Origin of the sequence: Enterobacter sp. GD03975, from assembly GCF_029838645.1 — a bacterium.
Classification (GTDB): domain Bacteria; phylum Pseudomonadota; class Gammaproteobacteria; order Enterobacterales; family Enterobacteriaceae; genus Enterobacter; species Enterobacter quasihormaechei.
Window position 1 is genome coordinate 280,811 of record NZ_JAOBZC010000001.1, and the last position, 20,292, is coordinate 301,102.

The window sequence follows — 20,292 nt, forward strand, 5'->3', positions numbered from 1 at the left end:
ACCTCAAATAAATTAAACGTGTTGCAGGGCTTTTTCCGCGAGCTGTGCAAAATAGCGGGCAGCGGGTTCAATTAATGCTTCGTCAGGGTTAAATGCCGGGTGATGTAAACCAAACGGGCTGTTGCTGCCAATGCTGACAAACGCGCCGGGAACGTTTTGCAGATAGACCGCAAAATCTTCTCCGCCCATGTGCAGTTCAGCATGACGGGTTTCATACCCCGCCTCGCGCGCGACCGAGGTGGCAAACCCGGCCCAGTGCTCGTCGTTCACCAGCGCGGTGGGTCCGGCGTACCAGGTGATGTTGATCTGCGCGCTAAAGGCGCTGGCAAATCCGGCGGCGATTTCACCGACGCGCGCCTTTACGTTCTGCTGCACTTCCATGCGGTGCGTGCGCAGCGTGCCCTCCAGCTCAACGCTTTCCGGCAGCACGTTCCAGGTATTCCCGCCGGCGATGCGCGTCACGCTCAGCACGACTGAATCCAGCGTATTAACGTTACGGCTGGCGACGCTTTGCAGCGCGGTCACCAGCTGGCTTGCCAGCACGATGGCGTCATTACCTTCATGGGGGCGTGCGGCATGCGCGCCTTTACCGGTGATGTGAATAACGAAGCGATCGACGTTGGCATAGAACGGGCCGCCGCGCGTGGCAAATTCACCAACCGGCAGTGACGGCTCGTTATGCATCCCGAAAATCGCGCGTACGTCGCGTAACGCCCCGGCCCGCACCATGCTTTTCGCTCCGCCGAAATTTTCTTCCGCAGGCTGGAACAGGATCCGCACGCGACCGTTGAGCGAGGCTTCCCGCTCCTTCAGCTTTAACGCGGCGCCGAGGATCACGCTGGTGTGAACGTCGTGACCACAGGCGTGCATCACTCCTGCACGCCGGGAGCTGAACGGCACTCCGCTGCGCTCGTCGATAGGTAACGCGTCAATATCGGCGCGCAGCGCAATCAGTGCGTTGCCTTGACCTATCTCCGCAACCAGCCCGGTCTGAAGATCGTAATCCAGCGGGGCAATCCCGACCGCCGTCAGCCACTCGCGCAGGCGGGCCGTTGTTTCGACCTCCTGACCGGACAGCTCAGGGTACTGGTGCAGCTCCCGGCGCCAGGCAATCAGCTGTTCGCTGAAGTTCATACGGTAACCTCCCTGTTAAGACGTACCTCGGCCAGCAGTCGCAGGGACTGCACGCGCGTTGCGCCGTCAGCGACCGGCGTGTCGATGATAAATTCGTCAATGCCCCACTGCTGATGCAGCGCGTTGAGCTGTTCAAGCACCGATTCCGCCGTTCCGGCCAGCAGAGACTGCGCCCGACGCGCGATGCGCACCGGTTCACTTTCCGCCTGCCGCGCAAAGGCGTAGGCCTGTTCTTCGCTGGCCACGGTAACGCGCTGCCCGTTTGCCAGCGCCACGCCCCACACTTCAACCTTTTGCGCCAGCGCGTCGGCCTCGGCCTGGGTTGGGGCAACAATCACCTGCACGGCCACCATCACCTCCCGGACGCTGTGTTGACGCCAGGCTGTGACCACCTCGCGCAGCAGCTCAGGGTCACCGTTCAGGTGTGCGGCAAAGACAAAATGCCAGTCGAGGGAGGCCGCCAGCAGCGCGCTTTCGGTGCTGGCGCCCAGCAGAAACCCCTGGGCAGGTACCGGGGGCAGAGGCGTGGCGCGAACCGTCTCCTCCGCTGACTGATTTTCAGGGCGGATCCAGCGATCGAGCTGCGTCAGTTGTTCCGCAAAGCTGCCTTTTTCCTGCGGATTAAGGCCGCGCTGCAACGCGCGGGTAGAGAGCGGCAGACCGCCGGGCGCTTTACCGACGCCCAGATCAACCCGGCCCGGCGCGATGGCGGCCAGTACGTTAAAGTTTTCAGCGACTTTATAGGGGCTGTAATGTTGCAGCATGACGCCGCCTGAGCCCACGCGAATACGCTTTGTTTGCCCGAGGATCCAGGCAATCAGCAGTTCCGGCGAGGGGCTGGCAAGCTGCGGGGTATTATGGTGTTCGGCAATCCAGAAGCGGTGATAACCCAACGTTTCCGCCTGTTGCGCCAGCGTTAAGGTACGCGCCAGCGCATCGGCGGCGGTTTCGTGTTCTGCGACGGGGCTTTTATCCAGAATGCTGATTCGCCATGACATGTTGCGTTCTCGTTTGACTTAACATGTCGTCATTATTAAGTGAGGATTTCACCTCTGAGAAACAATTAATTTACATTTGGATTGCCGGAAAACGGAAATAGAGGATCTGTCAACGGAGTGAGTTGAGCGAAATAATCAGTATTCCCACTTCCGCAGGTGCCTATATATTGTTTTTACTGTGCTGTATCGCCTTCCAGTGTCGTAATCGACATTATCGCCTATAAATTACTCATTGAAGCCCTGCGGCATTCATAATCTCTACCAGGCAGTAATTATCAAGTAAACCTGATGGATTAATCCGCGTTCACCGGCCTTTTTGCCTAAAAAAGCGCCACGATTCAGCGCATTACGATCCCCGTCTGCTCTGACCACACGATTTCCTTCGACATGCATCACTTTCGACACGGTTATATTTTGCGTCGCTTATCAATTGCGGGTAGGATGCCACGCCATGTTTTGCCTTATCCATACACAGAATGACTGGAAAGGCAGCATGTGTCTGCGCAGAAGCAATCGTTTGTTTCGGCTTCTGCCAGGCAGGACTATCACGTTAATGGTTCAGACAGGCAAACAGGTAACTCAATGAAAACAAGCAATAAAAGCGCAGCCGATCATCATGCTGCGAAACGTCGCTGGTTGAACTCTCACGAAGAGGGCTATCACAAGGCGATGGGCAACCGTCAGGTGCAGATGATCGCCATCGGCGGCGCTATCGGTACGGGTCTGTTTTTAGGTGCAGGCGCACGTCTGCAAATGGCCGGCCCCGCTCTCGCCCTTGTCTATCTGGTGTGCGGGATCTTCTCTTTCTTCATTCTTCGTGCCCTGGGCGAGCTGGTGCTTCACCGCCCTTCCAGCGGCAGCTTTGTCTCTTACGCCCGTGAGTTTCTCGGTGAAAAAGCCGCGTATGTCGCAGGCTGGATGTACTTCGTAAACTGGGCCATGACAGGCATCGTCGATATCACCGCCGTCGCGCTGTACATGCACTACTGGGGCGCGTTTGGCGATGTGCCACAGTGGGTGTTCGCTCTGGGCGCGCTGGCGATTGTCGGGACCATGAACATGATCGGCGTGAAGTGGTTCGCCGAGATGGAGTTCTGGTTCGCGCTGGTGAAGGTGTTGGCCATCGTGATCTTCCTGGTGGTCGGTACCGTATTCCTCGGCACCGGTAAACCGCTGGACGGCAACGCTACGGGCTTCCATCTGATAACCGATAACGGCGGTTTCTTCCCGCACGGCCTGCTGCCAGCCCTGGTTCTGGTGCAGGGCGTGGTGTTCGCCTTTGCCTCCATTGAGCTGGTCGGTACGGCGGCAGGTGAATGCAAAGATCCGCAGACGATGGTGCCAAAAGCGATCAACAGCGTAATCTGGCGTATCGGCCTGTTCTACGTTGGCTCCGTGGTGCTGCTTGTACTGCTGCTGCCATGGAACGCGTACCAGGCGGGTCAAAGTCCGTTTGTGACCTTCTTCTCTAAGCTGGGCGTGCCGTATGTGGGCAGCATCATGAACATCGTGGTATTGACCGCTGCGCTCTCCAGCCTGAACTCCGGCCTCTATTCAACAGGCCGTATTCTGCGCTCTATGTCGATGGGCGGATCTGCGCCAAAGTTTATGTCGAAAATGAGCAAGCAGCAGGTGCCTTACGCGGGTATTCTGGCCACGCTGGTGGTGTACGTCTTCGGCGTGTTCCTGAACTATCTGGTTCCGTCTCAGGTGTTTGAGATCGTACTGAACGTCGCCGCGCTGGGCATCATCGCCTCCTGGGCCTTTATCGTGGTGTGTCAGATGCGTCTGCGTAAGGCGATCAAAGAAGGGAAAGCGGCTGACGTCAGCTTCAAGCTGCCGGGCGCGCCGGTGACCTCCTGGCTTACTCTGCTGTTCCTGCTGAGCGTGCTGGTGCTGATGGCGTTCGACTACCCGAACGGTACTTACACCATCGCGACGATCCCGCTGCTGGCGGTGTTGCTGATTGCCGGCTGGTTTGGCGTGCGTAAACGCGTGAACGAAATTCACAGTACCGCACCGGTTCATCCTGAAGAGGGCAAACAGAACGGTCCGCTGGTGGAAGAGACGTCGCGTTAATAAAAAAGCCGGGTGGCGGCTTCGCCATACCCGGCCTACATTTCATTGTTTTGTATGCCCGGTAAGCGCTGCGCCACCGGGCAATTCCCACATCAGAGTGCAATACGAATCACATCGTCAGGCTGGGTTGCTTCCTGCTGACGGGTAGACTTTTGTTTCACCGTCACGTACAGCGTCTTGCCATCCGCTGACAGCGCCAGGCTGTTCGGGTAAACCGGCGTATCGTAGGTTTTGGTCACTTTGTAAGTTTTCGCGTCAATCACGCTCACTTTACCTGCCTCGCGGTGCGTCACGTAGGCTTCATTGCGTGCCGGGTTAAACAGTACGGCCAGCGATTCTGGCGCGGCGATTTTCTGCATCACGCTGCCATCTTTCAGGCTCGCCACCAGCACTTCTGGCTGTTTAGAATCCGTCAGGAACGCGCGCTGACCGGCAGTGTCCAGGCTCAGGTTCAGGTAGAAGTGCTCTTTACCGTCGTCCTGTACCTTCTTACGGCTGAGGATTTTATTGGTCGCGGTATCAATGGTGACCAGCTCGCCGTCCGCATTGGTGGTGTACAGACGTTTTGCCTGTGCATCCAGAGCCAGGCCGGTGCTGAACGTGCCGGTGTTCGTGATGGTGTCTTTCAGCTTCAGCGTTGCGCCGTCCACCACCCAAATCACGCTTTCTTTACCGATACCGGTAATGTACACCGTATTGGTCGCGTCATCGGCCACCAGCTGGCGCGGCTGAAGAGGCTTCACCGTGTCGCTACGCTTGCGATCGTCCAGCACCAGGCGCCCTTTCACCTCGCCCGTTTTGGCGTCAATGGCCGTTACGGCGCTGTTGACGGTGTTTCCGAACCACAGGGTCTGGGTGGCTTTATCGATCGTGGCGCCAAACGGCTTGAGATCGTTATGAATCGCCTGCGTCACTTCCAGCGTGACCGGATCCAGGCGATAAACCACGCCGCCTTTATCGGTTTTGCGGCTTTGAGTCGTCGCAACCCACAGCGCGTTTTCCTGCTGGCTGACGGCCATTTCATACGCGCCCTTGCCTACCGCTTTGCGCAGCATCTCTTCAGCAGCATGAGCCTGGAACGTACCGGCGATCAGTAAAGAACCCAACAGCAGAGACCCACGCAGGCGCGGCGAGCACAGATGACGTAAAGACATAACAATTCCTTTTTAAATGAGGAGATATACCGCTGACATCGCTTCCAGGGGGCAAAGTCATCGCTTTGCCGCTATTTTAATGAGAATAGTAATCATTAATGAGTTGAATGTGGAGTATTTCTTTCCCTCATTCCATTACATTCACGAAATGTGCGGTTATAGTTTTCATAAGATTTACAAAGGATTTAACATATATACACAGGTTCCAGTTGATTTGGTTCGAATTTTTCTTAAACGGTTTATTCCATGAAAATCATTTCTGCCCGCAGGGCATCGCTACCACTGTTGTTCGTCCCCGTCGCTTTTGGCCCGCTGAGTGCGTTGGCCGCAGAAGAACAAACCCTGATTGTGAGCGCTACGCCACAAACCGTCTCCGAGCTGGATACGCCAGCCGCAGTCAGCGTGGTACAGGGTGAAGACATGCGCCATGCCGCCCCGCGCATCAATCTCTCTGAATCTCTGGGGAGCGTCCCTGGCCTGCAAATCCAGAATCGCCAGAACTATGCCCAGGATCTGCAACTTTCAGTCCGCGGATTTGGCGCGCGCTCAACCTTTGGCGTACGCGGGATCCGCATGTACGTGGACGGCATTCCGGCGACCATGCCCGACGGCCAGGGGCAAACGTCAAACATCGATCTCAGCAGCGTAGAGAGCATCGACGTGCTGCGCGGCCCCTTCTCCGCCCTGTACGGCAATGCCTCCGGCGGCGTGATCAACATTAATACCCAGACCGGACAGCAGCCGGCCACCGTTGAGGCCAGCAGCTATTACGGCAGCTACGGCACCTGGCGTTACGGCTTGAAGGCCACCGGCGCGGTGGGCGACGGTACGCAGGCGGGAGACGTGGACTACGCCGTATCCACCACCCGTTTCACCACCCATGGCTATCGCGATCACAGCGGCGCACGAAAGAACCTCGCCAACGCGAAACTGGGTGTCCGCATTGATGACGTCAGCAAGCTGACGCTGATTTTTAACAGCGTGGACATGAAAGCCAACGATCCGGGCGGACTGAGCTATCAGGAGTGGCAGAACAACCCGCGTCAGTCACCCCGCGGCGATCAGTACAACACGCGGAAGACCATTAAGCAGACCCAGGCCGGACTCCGCTACGACCGTCAGCTGAGCGAGCAGGACGACCTCAGCGTGATGATGTATGCCGGTGAGCGTGAAATGACCCAGTACCAGTCCATTCCTGCTACCACGCAGACAGCAAACCCTGCGCATGCGGGCGGCGTGATTGATATGCAGCGTCACTATCAGGGTATTGATACGCGCTGGACACACCGGGGCGAGCTGCTGATACCGGTGACCTTTACCACCGGCCTGAACTACGAAAACATGAGTGAAAATCGTCGCGGGTATGAAAACTTCGTTATGGATAACGGCGTGCCGGAACTTGGCGTGAAGGGCAACAAACGCCGGGACGAACGTAACCTGATGTGGAACCTCGATCCCTATCTGCAAACCCAGTGGCAGCTAACGCAAAAACTGTCCGTTGAGGCGGGCGTACGGTACAGTTCCGTCTGGTTTGACTCCAACGATCGTTACATCACACCGCAAAACGGCGATGACAGCGGCGACGCCAGCTACCATAAATGGCTTCCGGCAGGTGCAGTGAAATACGCCGTGACCGACGCATGGAACCTGTATGCCGCAGCGGGACGCGGATTTGAGACCCCAACCATCAACGAACTCTCCTATCGCTCTGATGGGAAAGGTGGCCTCAATATCAACCTGCAACCGTCAACCAACAATACCTATGAGATCGGCAGCAAAACCCGCATCGGCAATGGCATCCTGACGGCAGCGCTGTTCCGTACGGACACCGACAATGAAATCGTAGTCGACGAAAGCAAAGATGGCCGCACCACCTACAAAAATGCGGGAAAAACGCGCCGACAGGGTGTGGAAATTGCGCTCGATCAGCAGTTTGCCGAGAACTGGAAGCTGAAAATGGCGTGGACCTATCTTGATGCCACCTACCGTACTAACGTCTGTAACAATGCAGACTGTAGCGGCAACCGAATGCCGGGTATTGCCCGTAACATGGGGTATGCATCGTTTGGCTGGGAGCCGGAGGAAGGCTGGTACGCGGGTGCAGATGCACGCTACATGAGCGACGTTATGGCAAACGATACTAATACCGCCAAAGCGCCCTCTTATACCGTGGTCGGTCTGAATACCGGGTATAAGCTCAATTACGGCAAATGGGGAATGGACATCTTTGGTCGCGTCGATAACCTGTTCGATAAAGAGTACGCCGGTTCAGAGATTGTTAACGCTGGCTACAACCGGTATTACGAACCTGCCCCTGGTCGTAACTATGGCGTGGGCCTGTCGGTCTCATATCGTTTTGAATAAAACAGTCTCCGGCAGCGCGCGTTGCCGGTAAAAATTAAAAAAATAACATTATTCCCGGTTGCCTGATGCGCCGGGAATTCATTCAGGTAATGTTAAACAGGTATAAACAGATAAGTCTGCCAGAAAGCGCCTTAACTGTAGTACTGCCGTTGCAGAAGAATATTGGCTTCATCGATGGCTTTATCGATCGCTTCCCGGCTGGCCGCCACATCCCTTTTCTCAAGCGCAGAAAGCAGATCGTCATAATGATAGGTCTCTGCGGGCACGTCACTCAGCTCTTCATGCAGGTAGTTGATACAGGGCCCTATCCGTACCCACAGCTGCTCAATCAGCGAGTTCAGGGTCGGCATCTCGGCATATTGATAGAGGGTAAACCGGAACACGCGGTTGGCCTGAATCGCTTTCTGCACATCGCCCTGATGCATGGCGGTGCTGAAGTTATCTGCCAGCGCACGTAGTGCATCCAGTTTGGTGTCGGTCATATTCTGGCACGCCGCCGCAACGGCCATCGGCTCAAGCTGCTTTCTGATGGCGTTAATTTCGTTATACCGTTCCAGCGTGACTTCAGGGACCAAAAACGCCTGCGCAGGCGTGGCCTGTAAGGCGCCCGCCGACACCAGGCGCAGCAGGGCCTCGCGCACCGGCGTGATGCTGGTGCCTAATTTATCCGCAATCTCTTTGGTGATGAGTCGAGCCCCAGGTTTTAATGAGCCCGTAATTAACGCTCCCTTTAAACTGTTCTCAACTTGCATAGTCAGACTGATTCTTTGTGCTTTTTCCAAATTATCCAAATCAAGCATGTCAAATTCCCGTAGCCAAAACAAAATGCCATTTTCGGCGACTGTTTAAAAAAACATCGCCGGTTCGATATAATCCTGTATCGTCATGCCTGGTAAGTTGGGCGCGCGTTAAAATAAAAAATCGTTCAAATAATAGTGCGTTTACTACTTATGGCTGAGCTGGGCCGAAGGCGCGCAAAGCTTATGGGTTAATTAAAGACAATATATCGTATCTGCACAAATAATTATGGCGGACCCCGTCCGCCATAACCGATGCCCTGATTAGTCTGCCGCCACGCGGATCACGACTTTGCCGAAGTTTTTCCCTTCAAGCAGCCCAATCAGCGCGTCAGGGGCCGCTTCCAGCCCTTCCGTAACCTGCTCGCGATAGTGAATTTTGCCTTCCTGCACCCAGCGGCCCATTTCTTGCTGGAACTCGTCGATACGATGACCATAGTCCTGAGCGATAATAAAGCCCTGCATGCGGATGCGTTTTTTCAGGATGGTTCCCATCAGCAGCGGTAACCGGTCCGGACCCTCTGGCAGGTTGGTCGCGTTGTAGCCGCTGACCAGTCCACAAACCGGTACGCGCGCGGAGGTATTCAGTAGCGGAAGCACGGCGTCAAAGACTTTACCGCCGACGTTTTCGTAATAAACGTCAATGCCCTGCGGGCAGGCTTTCGCCAGTTGTTCAGCAAAATCGTCCGCACGGTGATCCAGACAGGCGTCGAAACCAAGCACTTCAACCGCATGACGGCATTTTTCCTCACCGCCGGCCACGCCGATGACCCGGCACCCTTTTATTTTACCGATCTGCCCCACCGTTGCGCCTACCGGCCCCGTGGCTGCGGCCACGACAAGCGTTTCCCCCGCCTGAGGCTGGCCGATATCGAGCAGCCCCATATACGCGGTGAAACCCGGCATCCCCAGCACGCCCAGTGACCACGAAGGGCGCGACGGGTTTTCGCCCAGTTTCACCAGCCCCTTCCCGTCCGACAGTTCATAGTCCTGCCAGCCGCTGTAACCCAGAACCCATTCACCTTCTTTATAATCAGGATGGCGGGACGTCTCGACGCGGCTTACCGTGCCGCCCACCATCACGGCACCAATCTCGACCGGAGGTGAATAGGATGGCGCATCGCTCATGCGGCCTCGCATATACGGATCCAGCGAGAGCCATACGGTGCGTAACAATACCTGGCCCTCTGCGGGCGTGGGGATAGGTTGTTCTTCTAAGCGGAAGTTATCGGCGACCGGCGCGCCGTGCGGACGAGAGGCCAGTACCCAGCGTCGGTTTTGCGTAGTAGATTGACTCATTCATCTCTCCTTACTGCTGAAAATGTCATTCAAGCCTGGCACGTTATGCTGCGGATCGCTTTTGCATTATGAGCCGGACTGATTAAGCCGCACGACCAGATAAAGGCACGGTTCATCCGTTTCGTTGATAAACCGGCAGTCGTTCGGCGGCCCGAGTTCCAGACAATCTCCGGCCTTCATTTCATGGCGGGTGTCCCCCTCCAGAAAGACCAGTTCACCGGACTGCAACCAGATCAGCTGTCGCGCCAGCGCATAGGAGGAGGCAGGCATTGGCACATCGCTGCCCGCGGGCAGTTCGACCTGGACGAGATCGATAGGCAGATCGGTGCGCGGCGACACGTGGCGACGCACATAGTGGGTTTGCGGATCGCGCCACACGGGCTGGTTCGCCAGACGTAACAGCTTGCCCTCCTGCATTTCCGCGCGCGCGATGAGCGTTGACATGCTGATACCGAAGGCACCGGAAAGACGGGCAAGCAGCGTCGCCGTTGGGCTACTGTCGCCCCGCTCAATCTTGTGGATCATGGCGCGCGAAATCCCCGCCCGTTCGGCCAGTTCGCTTATAGACCAGCCCCGAGACTCGCGTTCCAGGCGGATACGGGCGCTAATCCGTTGATTCATATTGTCTGTTATTGTGTTCATGACGTCATACTATAGTGTATGGATGCTCTCTCTGGGCGGTCTGGCGGTAAAAAAATAGGGATTTTGTCGTAGCGGTGCAATACAAGAACTGTGTAATATTGTGAGTAGATCGTACTACTATAGTGAACAACACAGCCAGAGGTTAACCATGATCGTTCGTCATGCCTGCAAAGAAGATTGTGCCGCTATCGCTGAAATTTATAACCATGCGGTACTGCACACCGCCGCCATCTGGAACGATAAAACCGTCGACACCGATAACCGTATCGCATGGTTTGAGGCGCGTACGATGGTGGGTTATCCGGTACTGGTCAGTGAAGAAGACGGTGTGGTGACGGGATACGCCTCATTCGGCGACTGGCGGGCATTCGACGGTTTTCGCCATACGGTGGAGCACTCGGTGTACGTTCATCCGGATCATCAGGGCAAAGGCATTGGTCGGCTGCTGATGACGGAATTAATTAATGAAGCCCGCCAGATCGGTAAGCATGTGATGGTTGCCGGGATTGAGGCCCAGAACCAGGCGTCCATTCATCTGCACAACACTCTGGGCTTTATCACTACCGGAAATATGCCGCAGGTGGGCACCAAATTTGGCCGCTGGCTGGATTTAACCTTTATGCAGCTCCAGCTTGATGAGCGCAGCGATCCGGATGCTCTGCCATGAACCAATCGTTGACGTTAGCGTTTCTGGTAGCCGCCGGGATTGGGCTGGTGGTGCAGAACACCCTGATGGTGCGCATTACGCAATCCTCCTCCACCATTCTTATCGCCATGCTGCTCAATTCGCTGGTGGGGATCGTGCTGTTTGTCAGCATCCTGCTGGTGAAAAATGGCCTGGCGGGGGTTAGCGAACTGGCGTCAACGGTGCGCTGGTGGACGTTGATCCCCGGGCTGCTGGGCTCGTTTTTTGTCTTTGCCAGTATTAGCGGGTATCAGAACGTGGGCGCGGCAACGACGATTGCCGTACTGGTGGCAAGCCAGCTAATTGGCGGCCTGGTGATGGACATCCTCAAAAGCCACGGCGTCCCGCTGCGCGCGCTGATTGGCCCGGTCTGCGGCGCAGTGTTGCTGGTGGTCGGCGCCTGGCTGGTGGCGCGGCGCCAGTTTTAACCCTTACAGAATAGTCCCGCCCTGCGTAAGGTGAGCATGGCGCGCCTCCGCTTCTTCTTTATGTTGCTTACCGTGATGTGAAATCGCGGTGCGCAGGCGCTGCTGCTGGGTATAGCGATCTTCACGGCTCAGCTCTGCATCATCGCTTAATGCGATCAGCAGTTCATTCATGTGGGTAATAACGCTCTCTTCGATGGCGGCATCAACGCGCGCGATAACATCGTTTAAATGTGACATTGTCACTCCTTTTAACGTATTCGGTGGTGCCAGGCGTACCGGGCCTACGGGTGCTGAATGTAGGCCGGGAAACCCTGGCACCACCCGGCAATAATACGATCAGTTCAGCTTCGCTTTCGAAAAATCGCTGCCCATCAGACTCACGCTGTAGCCCGTCACATTGCTGCGGGTCGCGTAGAACGTTTTGCCGTTAGCTAACGCAATCCACGGCGCCTGCTGGTAGAAAATCTCCTGCGCCTGGCCGTACAGCTTCGCGCGTTCTTCCGGGGTGCTGGTCAGCTTAGCCTTTTGCACAAGCTCATCATACCCCTTATCACACCAGCGCGCGGCATTGGATCCGGTTTTAATGCTGTTACAACCCAGCAGTACGTCAGCGAAGTTATCCGGATCGCCGTTGTCGGACATCCAGCCGAACAGCGCGGAATCATGCTCGCCTTTACGCATGCCGGAGAGGTACTCGCCCCACTCGTAAGACACAATTTTTGCCTTCACGCCCACTTTCGCCCAGTCGGCCTGGATCATCTCCGCTATACGCCGTGAGTTCGGGTTGTACGGGCGCTGAACCGGCATCGACCAGAGCGTGACCTCCGCGCCCTTCTCCAGACCCGCCTGCTTCAGCAGGGCTTTTGCTTTTTCCGGATCGTAGTCGTAATCCTTCAGGTCTTTATTAAAGCCGAGCATGTTCGGCGGGATCGGCGATTTGGCTACCGTGCCAGATCCCATAAAGACCGCGTTCACGATGGCCTTTTTGTCCGTCGCATAGTTCAGGGCCTGGCGTACCAGCACATTATCAAACGGTTTTTTCTCTGTGTTAAACGCCAGATACCCCACGTTCAGCGCGTCCACCGAGTGCAGCGTCAGGTCTTTGTTTTTCTCAATCACTTCAAACTGCACCGGCGACGGCGCAGGAACGATCTGGCATTCGTTGGTTTGCAGCTTCGCCAGACGGGTTTCCACGTTTGGCGTGATGGAGAAGATCAGGTGTTTGGTCGGGACTTCACCGTCCCAGTAGTTTGGGTTGGCGACGTAGCGGATCAGCGAGTCCACCTTGTACTGCTGAAGCACATAGGGCCCGGTGCCGATTGGCCAGGTGTCCACATTTTCAGGCGTGCCTTTTTTCAGCATCGCATCCGCGTACTCGGCGGAGAGGATTGAGGCAAAGTCCATTCCCCAGTCGGCCAGAAATGCCGCGTTGGGTTCACTCAGCGTGAACTGAACGTGGTAATCGTCGATCTTTTTCACATCCTGAATGAGCTTGTCGAGGCCCACGTCATTAAAGTATTCGTAATTACCCTGGGATACGTTGTGATACGGATGCTTAGGGTCTTTCTGACGCATGACCGAGAAAATAACGTCATCGGCATTGAAGTCGCGCGTCGGTTTAAAGAATTTATTGCTGTTGAACTTCACCCCTTTTCGCAGGGTAAAGGTATAGGTTTTGCCATCGGGAGAAATGGTCCACGACTCGGCGAGCGAAGGCACGGGGGTATTCTTCACCGGATCGAAGTTAATCAGACGGTTATACAGCGTTTGCGAACTGGCGACGAACGAGGGTCCAGAACTGGCGATTTGCGGGTTAAACGACTCCGGTGACGCTTCGGAGCAGTAGATAATGGTGTCTTTGTTTGCCGCCCATGCGGCACTTGCCGGCAGCAGCGCGCTCAGCGCGAGGGCGAGCACGGTTTTCCCTGTAGACATGGTTATTACCCTTCGGTTTTATTATAGTGGACAGTAATAACAGCACAGGCGATATAACCTGACAAATAACGAATCACTATCAGGTTATTCTAAAGCCGCACTTTTCGCTGGTTTAAGCACCAGCACACGAAAAACGATTTGCCTTAAGGTGCGTTATTCGTCAAGCACAACCGTTCCGATCAATGCCGCAAGAAATCGTCCCTTTTGCCGTCTCCTCAGCCGTTTGTTTGCAATCGCGTTTAGCTAAAGTAACGGCGTGAAAAAGTCTACAGGACCAAATCGTGGCAAAAACACTTTTACGCAGCGGCAATCTGGATGATTTTCAGGCCGTTGGCGGCGGCGGACAGGCCGTTTTTGAATCAGCCCTGCAAATTCGGGAAGCGCTTCGGTTGCGCAAACAGCAGGCTATCGTCGATTGTCTGGCCATTCCTCAGGTCAATGACGGCGCCGACCGCGTTGACTGGTACTCCCCGGTTGAGGGCTCGGTCTCCAGCTGGAAGGCGGCGGACGAAGACGATCGCTTTCGTGCCCTGCGCTATCTGGAAAACACGCTTGCCAGCGTGGAGTCGCTGAGTAAAAAATGCCTCCAGTCATCGAAAACGGCGCAGCAGCTGTTTGGCTCACTGCTTTCAAAAGCCTTCCAGTTTCCCGGGGAGAACTTTGTCTATCTCGTCGATGGCAAGCCGGTGATCTGCTTCTGGGGTTTCGTCAATCTTAACGAGAATGCGCGCGATGACGTGCTGGACTGCCTGCGCGAATCGTTGATCCCTGAGCCTGAGCCAGAGGTGATTGTCGAACCTGAACCGGAGCCAGAACCCGCCCCGGCGGTGACTTTTGAGCAGGCCGATGCCCCGCTTATCACGCCTGCGGCTACAGTCCGTATCACAGAAGATGAACTCTATACGCCAGAGCCGGTGCGCATGAACGTCGAGCCGCCAGAGCCCGCACCGACGGTCGTGCAGAAAAAGCGTCGCTCCCCTCTGTGGCTACTGCCGGTTGCCGCGGTCATCGTTGCGGCCATTGCCACCCCGCTGCTGTGGCCAAAACAGGCCGCGACCGCGGTGCCGGCCGCCACGCCTGCACCAGCCCCCGTGGCGATTGCGCCGGTCCCGGTTAAGACGGTGGAGCCGCTTGAGTTAAAACTCCCGCTGCACCAGGCCGAAGTGGTAGAGCCGAAGATAAAAGCGCCTGCCCCGGCGGCCGAGCCTGTGGTCATTACCGCGATACCGAAAGATGCAATGGTAATGGAGGCAAACCAGGTCAAGGCCGGATTAACGCGTTTCCTGAACGGTACCTGGCGCGCGTTTCTCGATGTGCGGGACCCGCTCACCGGCAAACCGCCATCGCTGCGCTATCAGATCCAGAACAACAAAGGTTTCGCCCGGGTCGTGCATGGCGACAATATTGTCTGCCGCGTAGACGTCTTCTCCGGATTACACAGCAACGGCGAGCTGTTGATCAAAACGCGCGGCAACGCACGTTGCACCGACGGCTCACGGTATCCGATGCCGGAAGTGACCTGTAAGGCGGGTGCCAGCGATGTGGCGGAATGCACCGCACGTTACGATGCCAACACCGTCGTTCCTTTGACGTTCAAGAAAGCAGGTGTCTGATCCTATGCTGGTTAATCTTTGCGACTATAAACAGAGCGTTACGCTGATTGCTAACAGCGGCGTACAGTTCCTCGATTTTGGCCTGACGCCGCAGGACACCGCCAGCAATGGGCGTTTCGTGCGTAAAACGGCAAATGGCCCGCTGCTGCGTCTGGATTTTGATCTGGTTAACGGTCGGTACACGCTGCCTGCCGCCGATGGCGGGCAACCGGAAGTGGTCAAGCCTGAAAGCACTATTCCGCTGCACGACTCTTTGACCGTGCTGGACGGCGTCTGGCTGCCGCTTCCTTTCCTGCGCTTTAATCCGCCGCGGACGTTTGTTGATGGCCCGGACAACTGGGCCCGCGTCCAGGTGCGAAAGCTTTCCACACCCGACGCGGCTGGCAACACGCACCGCGTCACCATCGCCCTCGACAGCCAGATTGCAGAACATGCAACGTCCGCGCTGTCGCCGATTGAAAACGATATCCTGAACGGGACGCGTTTCGCACTTGCCTGGCGCGACAATGAAGTTGAGAGCTTTCTCGACCAGACCTGGATTGACGGCTGGCTGCGCGAAGCCTTTACGCAGTTTGCCGACGGAGTTGAAAAACGATCTGAACGCGAGCTGCATCAGGCCATGCGTAGCTTTGAGTATCAGGCACACTGGCTCAACCTGCTATCTATGCTCGGTGAACAACTGACCGTGCCGGAAGTGAAGTTTGTTACCCACACTCTGAGCACCCCTGCCATTCCTGTCGATCTGATCCTTGACGTAGGCAATACCCACACCTGCGGCGTGATTATTGAAGATCATGGTGATGCCAATGACGGCCTGCGCCAGACGGCTGAACTCCAGGTGCGCTCTCTGAGCGAGCCGCAGTTCCTGAATGAGCCGCTGTTTACCAGCCGTCTCGAATTTTCCGAAGCGCGCTTTGGCAAGCAACACTTCTCGGTGGAAAGCGGCCGTGAGGATGCGTTCGTCTGGCCATCTATTGTCCGAGTGGGTGATGAAGCGCGTAAGCTGGCGATGCAGCGTCTGGGCACTGAAGGCAATAGCGGGATCTCGAGCCCGCGTCGCTACCTGTGGGACGAAACGCCGGTCGTGCAGGACTGGCGCTTCAGCCAGATGAACAGCAAAACTCAACGCGAACCGCTGGCGACCGCGTTTCCGCTGATGAACCTGATGAACGACAACGGGGAACCGCTCTTTACGCTGCCGCAGGATGAGCGGCTGCCAGTCTTCTCTCCGCAGTACAGCCGCAGCACCCTGATGACGCACATGCTCTGTGAACTGCTGGCGCAGGCGCTTGGCCAGATTAACAGCGTTGCCACGCGCCTGCGGCTCGGCTTCCCGGCCTCTCCACGCCAGCTGCGTACGCTGATCCTCACCCTGCCTTCGGCGATGCCGAAACAGGAGCGCGAGATCTTCCGTCGCCGCATGTTCGAAGCCATTGCCATCGTCTGGAAAGCGATGGGCTGGCATCCGCAGGATGAAGATTTTGCCAGCCGGAAGCAGCAGGAAAAAAGCGTGGTTCCGGTTCCTGAGATCCAGATGGAGTGGGACGAAGCCAGCTGCGGCCAGCTGGTGTGGCTGTATAACGAAGCCATTTCCCACTTCGGCGGCCAGACCGAAGCGTTTTTCGCCTCCCTCGCCCGTCCGGATCGCGCGCCTGAGCCGGGCGTCGAGCCGGGGCGTGCGCTGCGCGTTGCCTCTATCGATATCGGCGGCGGCACGACGGATATGGCCATCACGCACTATCAGCTCGATGATGGCTCCGGTAATAACGTCAAAATTACCCCGCAGCTGCTGTTCCGCGAAGGGTTCAAGGTAGCCGGCGATGATACGCTGCTGGACGTGATCCAGCGCTACGTACTGCCCGCGCTGCAAACCCAGCTTCAGAAATCCGGCATAGCCGATGCTTCCCTGCTGATGGCGTCCCTGTTCGGTGACTCCGGGCGGATTGATACCCAGGCAGTATTGCGCCAGCAAACGGCGCTTCAGCTGTTTATGCCGATCGGTCACGCGATCCTGGCGGCGTGGGAATCGAGCGATATTGACGATCCCCTGGCCGGGCTGCACGCCACCTTTGGCGATCTGCTGACCCAAAAACCAACGCGTAACGTGATGAATTATCTCCAGCAGGCGATCGACCATGCGTTGCCTGCCGGCTCAGAGCACTTTGATCTGTTCAGCGTGCCGCTGCACGTCAATTTCCGGGAGATGCAGGACGCCATGCTGGCGGGGCAGTTCACGCTCGCCGCCCCGCTTCATGCGGTATGCGAAGCAATCTCTCACTACAGCTGCGATATTCTGCTGATCACGGGGCGACCGGGCTGCCTGCCGGGCGTTCAGGCCCTGATTCGCCACCTGCAACCGGTGCCCGTCAACCGTATCGTCTGGCTGGATAAATACCAGGTTCATGAATGGTATCCGTTCAGCCAGCAGGGACGGATCGGCAACCCGAAATCCACCGCCGCCGTGGGTGCGATGCTCTGTAGCCTGGCGCTGGATCTTCGTCTGCCGCGCTTTAACTTCAAAGCGGCCGATATTGGCGCGTACTCTACGGTGCGTTATCTGGGGGTGCTGGATAACACGATCAATACCCTGCGGGACGAGAACGTCTGGTACCACGACATCGACCTCGATAAACCCGGCGCGAAACTGGACGCCCGTCTGCACTTCCCGCTGCGCGGTAACGTCACGCTCGGCTTCCGGCAGCTGGCCAATGCCCGCTGGCCCGCCACGCCGCTTTACACCCTGAGCATCAACTCTGCCGAGCTGGCGAAAGCCATCGCGGGCGACGGCGTGCTGAACGTGCGCCTGAAGCTGCGTGGCGGCAACAGGCAGGAAGGCCCGGAATCGTTCGAGCTGAGCGACGCCTGGCTCCATGACGGCACGCCCGTGCCGCCCGATGCCCTGACGTTTAAACTGAATACTCTGGCCGATCGCCGACACAGCGGCAGCCATTATTGGATCGACAGCGGGAGCGTATACCTCAAATGACCGGGACGACTGCCACCACCCAGGCCTTAATCGGGTGGATCAACGAGACGCGACAGCACGCCCCGATGCTGGATAACGACGCCGACGCCCTGCTTGCCCGCCTTAACGCAGCCCGCGCGCGCGAAGAGGCGCTCGATCGCGCCCTTGTCAGCCGGAGCAGCATTGGCTTATACGGCCACTCGCAGACGGCGAAAGCACACCTGCTGGCCTCTCTGTGCGGCAGCGGCGGCGAACGGCTGAACGTCACGCCGGGTCAACGCACGTTCGATTATTTCTCGCATATCAATCCGGGACATGCGCCAACCAACATGGCCGTTCGTTTCAGCAGGTCGTCCGGCGAGATTGCCGATGAGGCGTTTCCGCTGCGTCTGCGCCTGGTGACGGAGGCCGAGCTGGTGCAGCTGTTTATCGCGCGTACCACGTTGGATCCGCAGATCCGCGCGGTGGATAAGTCCGTGATTGATACCCGGCTTGAAAAATGGCGTGCGCTGCGTCAACCGCAGAGCGTGCCGGGAATGACCGAACAGGAAGTGGCGACCATTGCCCGTTTCTGGCAGAGCAGGGTCCCGGCTGCTAAGCAGCAGATTGACGATGCCCTGTGGCATCAGTTTGCCCTGCTGATCCCGTCGCTGGATCTCAGCACGCGCGCCAGCGTCTGGTCCCTGCTGTGGGGTGAGCAACAGGAGTTAACCCAGCAGTGGCTTAAACTCGCCCATGTGCTGCATCAAACCGGCCATGCCAGCGCGCTTACCGCGCCGTTGAGTCTTCTGGTGGACAGCTTTGGCCTGCCGTGTGAAGGTTTCCTGACTCATGGGGCATTTACCGTACCAGAAGCGCAGGAAACCCTGCTTCACCCGATCAATAACGGCGAGCTGCTTAATGCCATTAGCCTGCCCGTCGATGTACTGGCATGTCTGACACGCGAACTGGTGCTGCCCGTTGAGAGTTGCGCCCTCGATAACGTCGATATTATTGATATTCCGGCCATTACTGAGGAAAACACGCCGCTGATGACGCAGGCAAAATGCCAGTGGTTGCTGGAGCATTATCGTCAGCAAATTCAGCCGGATGTGCTCGTTATCTGCAACGCAACAGCGCACCACCAGCAGACGGCAAAAACGGCCACGCTCCTGCAAAACTGGGTCAAAGAGACGCAGCCGGTAGAAGAGTCCGCATTGCCGGGGCTGGTCTGGGCCATCACCCCTCATGATGCGCGGTTCACCACGAAGCAGAACCTTGACGAAGCGGTGCAGCAGTTGCTGGGCCAGCCGGGTCTGCGCTGGGGCACGCTCCAGGCACTTGATACGCACAGCATGCAGCGGGTGATCGAATGGCTGTCGCAGGCTACCCTGCCGGCCCAGCGCCAGAAGCGTCTTCAAACGTTGAAAAGCGTGTTGCAACAGTCGCTGTCGGCACTGATGCGCCCGTATATCGGCCCACTTACCCGCGACCCAATAGCTGAGCGGGCTCAGGCCGAAAAAATGGTTCGAACGCTGCAAGGCAGCGCCGCTCGTCACGGTGAACTGCTTGAAGGGCTTCTGCCGCCGTTAAAAGCGTTTGAGACGCTGCTGACGGTTCACCAGCCTCGTGAGGAACAGGTCAACGGCCTGTTTAACGACGTTATCGATCTGTTTGCGGAAGAGTTCCAGGATAATCCTGGCGTGTTGCAGACCAAGGACAAGGCGCGAATGGCCCATAGCGTATGGGTTAACCATCTTCGTCAGTGGAGTCGCAACGACGCGGCGGCTGCCCGGCTGGGCCTGGACGCAGGCGTATTACAGCAGATTGCCGATGTGCTGATCGTCACCAGTTACCGGCTGAACCTGCCGCAGCAACTGCAACGCATTGTGGAAACCGATAAAAGTAGTGCCGCACAGCTGCACGCCGCGATAGGCAATTTCATTGGCTGGCTTGGATATGAACTGACTCCCGTCGCTGAACGGCCTGCAAGCCGGATCCGCAAAGGTCAGGCCATTTTTGTGACGCCGGTGGTGAGTAGCACCTCACCCCGCCTCACCCGGTTGGGTGAGCAGCCTGTTCATGCGGCGACAGCTTACGTTTATGACTGGCTGGTTGCGCTCTACACCCGCGCCATTGAAAACGTGGATTATCAATGTCCGTATGACGTTCAGCCTGCCGAGCGCAAAGCACTGTCTGCCCTGTTGTATTAATCATTGC

The 20,292-nt window shown here is 57.0% G+C and carries 15 protein-coding genes; 7 read left to right on the top strand and 8 right to left on the bottom strand.

Features of this window, described 5'->3' with window-relative positions; all coding sequences use genetic code 11:
* Window positions 1–12: 12 nt before the first annotated feature.
* Together N5C09_RS01250 and N5C09_RS01255 are read right to left on the bottom strand one after the other, a co-directional pair.
* Window positions 13–1,134: an amidohydrolase gene (locus N5C09_RS01250; RefSeq protein WP_279748288.1), complete on the bottom strand. Its 1,122-nt coding sequence runs from the start codon at window positions 1,132–1,134 to the stop codon at window positions 13–15.
* Window positions 1,131–2,132: an LLM class flavin-dependent oxidoreductase gene (locus tag N5C09_RS01255; protein ID WP_204642343.1), complete on the bottom strand. Its 1,002-nt coding sequence runs from the start codon at window positions 2,130–2,132 to the stop codon at window positions 1,131–1,133. The genes N5C09_RS01250 and N5C09_RS01255 overlap by 4 nt, the downstream gene beginning before the upstream one ends.
* A 582-nt stretch (window positions 2,133–2,714) precedes the next feature.
* Between N5C09_RS01255 and ansP the strand changes: the two genes are divergently transcribed.
* The gene (gene ansP, locus N5C09_RS01260; protein WP_279748289.1) at window positions 2,715–4,211 is read left to right on the top strand and encodes an L-asparagine permease; all 1,497 of its coding nucleotides are present in this window, start codon (window positions 2,715–2,717) and stop codon (window positions 4,209–4,211) included.
* 92 nt (window positions 4,212–4,303) lie between these two features.
* On the opposite strand, the gene N5C09_RS01265 is transcribed toward ansP, so the two are convergent.
* Window positions 4,304–5,365, bottom strand: a complete 1,062-nt coding sequence (locus tag N5C09_RS01265) for a YncE family protein (RefSeq protein WP_279748290.1) — start codon at window positions 5,363–5,365, stop codon at window positions 4,304–4,306.
* A gap of 246 nt (window positions 5,366–5,611) precedes the next feature.
* On the opposite strand from N5C09_RS01265, the gene pqqU reads away from it, so the two are divergent.
* Complete coding sequence (gene pqqU / locus N5C09_RS01270; protein WP_279748291.1) at window positions 5,612–7,729, top strand: TonB-dependent receptor PqqU; 2,118 nt, start codon at window positions 5,612–5,614, stop codon at window positions 7,727–7,729.
* 131 nt (window positions 7,730–7,860) lie between these two features.
* Here pqqU and N5C09_RS01275 read toward each other — a convergent pair whose 3' ends face one another.
* The 3 genes from N5C09_RS01275 to N5C09_RS01285 form a co-directional block, all read right to left on the bottom strand.
* A complete protein-coding gene (locus tag N5C09_RS01275) occupies window positions 7,861–8,529 on the bottom strand; it encodes a GntR family transcriptional regulator (RefSeq protein ID WP_063449925.1) in 669 nt (222 codons plus the stop codon).
* A 261-nt stretch (window positions 8,530–8,790) separates the two neighbouring features.
* Window positions 8,791–9,825: an NADP-dependent oxidoreductase gene (locus N5C09_RS01280; RefSeq protein ID WP_131636919.1), complete on the bottom strand. Its 1,035-nt coding sequence runs from the start codon at window positions 9,823–9,825 to the stop codon at window positions 8,791–8,793.
* A 66-nt stretch (window positions 9,826–9,891) separates the two neighbouring features.
* Window positions 9,892–10,467, bottom strand: a complete 576-nt coding sequence (locus tag N5C09_RS01285) for an XRE family transcriptional regulator (protein ID WP_063866635.1) — start codon at window positions 10,465–10,467, stop codon at window positions 9,892–9,894.
* A gap of 148 nt (window positions 10,468–10,615) precedes the next feature.
* Between N5C09_RS01285 and N5C09_RS01290 the strand changes: the two genes are divergently transcribed.
* Window positions 10,616–11,134 carry a GNAT family N-acetyltransferase gene (locus tag N5C09_RS01290; protein ID WP_279748292.1) on the top strand — a complete coding sequence of 173 codons (519 nt, stop codon included), beginning with the start codon at window positions 10,616–10,618 and terminating at the stop codon, window positions 11,132–11,134.
* A complete protein-coding gene (locus N5C09_RS01295) occupies window positions 11,131–11,580 on the top strand; it encodes a DMT family transporter (RefSeq protein WP_063866633.1) in 450 nt (149 codons plus the stop codon). Before N5C09_RS01290 ends, N5C09_RS01295 begins: the two co-directional genes overlap by 4 nt.
* 3 nt (window positions 11,581–11,583) lie before the next feature.
* On the opposite strand, the gene N5C09_RS01300 is transcribed toward N5C09_RS01295, so the two are convergent.
* Both N5C09_RS01300 and N5C09_RS01305 read right to left on the bottom strand, forming a co-directional pair.
* Entirely contained in the window at window positions 11,584–11,817 is a 234-nt protein-coding gene (locus tag N5C09_RS01300; protein ID WP_107535429.1) for a YdcY family protein, read from the bottom strand.
* A 99-nt stretch (window positions 11,818–11,916) separates the two neighbouring features.
* Complete coding sequence (locus N5C09_RS01305; RefSeq protein ID WP_279748293.1) at window positions 11,917–13,515, bottom strand: ABC transporter substrate-binding protein; 1,599 nt, start codon at window positions 13,513–13,515, stop codon at window positions 11,917–11,919.
* A gap of 281 nt (window positions 13,516–13,796) precedes the next feature.
* On the opposite strand from N5C09_RS01305, the gene N5C09_RS01310 reads away from it, so the two are divergent.
* From N5C09_RS01310 to N5C09_RS01320, 3 genes are read left to right on the top strand one after another with little or no spacing between them, the layout of a single operon-like run.
* Window positions 13,797–15,128 carry an SrfA family protein gene (locus tag N5C09_RS01310; RefSeq protein WP_279748294.1) on the top strand — a complete coding sequence of 444 codons (1,332 nt, stop codon included), beginning with the start codon at window positions 13,797–13,799 and terminating at the stop codon, window positions 15,126–15,128.
* Between the two features lie 4 nt (window positions 15,129–15,132).
* Window positions 15,133–18,114, top strand: coding sequence for a virulence factor SrfB (locus N5C09_RS01315; RefSeq protein ID WP_279748295.1), 2,982 nt, complete (start codon window positions 15,133–15,135; stop codon window positions 18,112–18,114).
* Window positions 18,111–20,285, top strand: a complete 2,175-nt coding sequence (locus N5C09_RS01320; RefSeq protein ID WP_279748296.1) for a virulence factor SrfC family protein — start codon at window positions 18,111–18,113, stop codon at window positions 20,283–20,285. The genes N5C09_RS01315 and N5C09_RS01320 overlap by 4 nt, the downstream gene beginning before the upstream one ends.
* Window positions 20,286–20,292 lie beyond the last annotated feature (7 nt).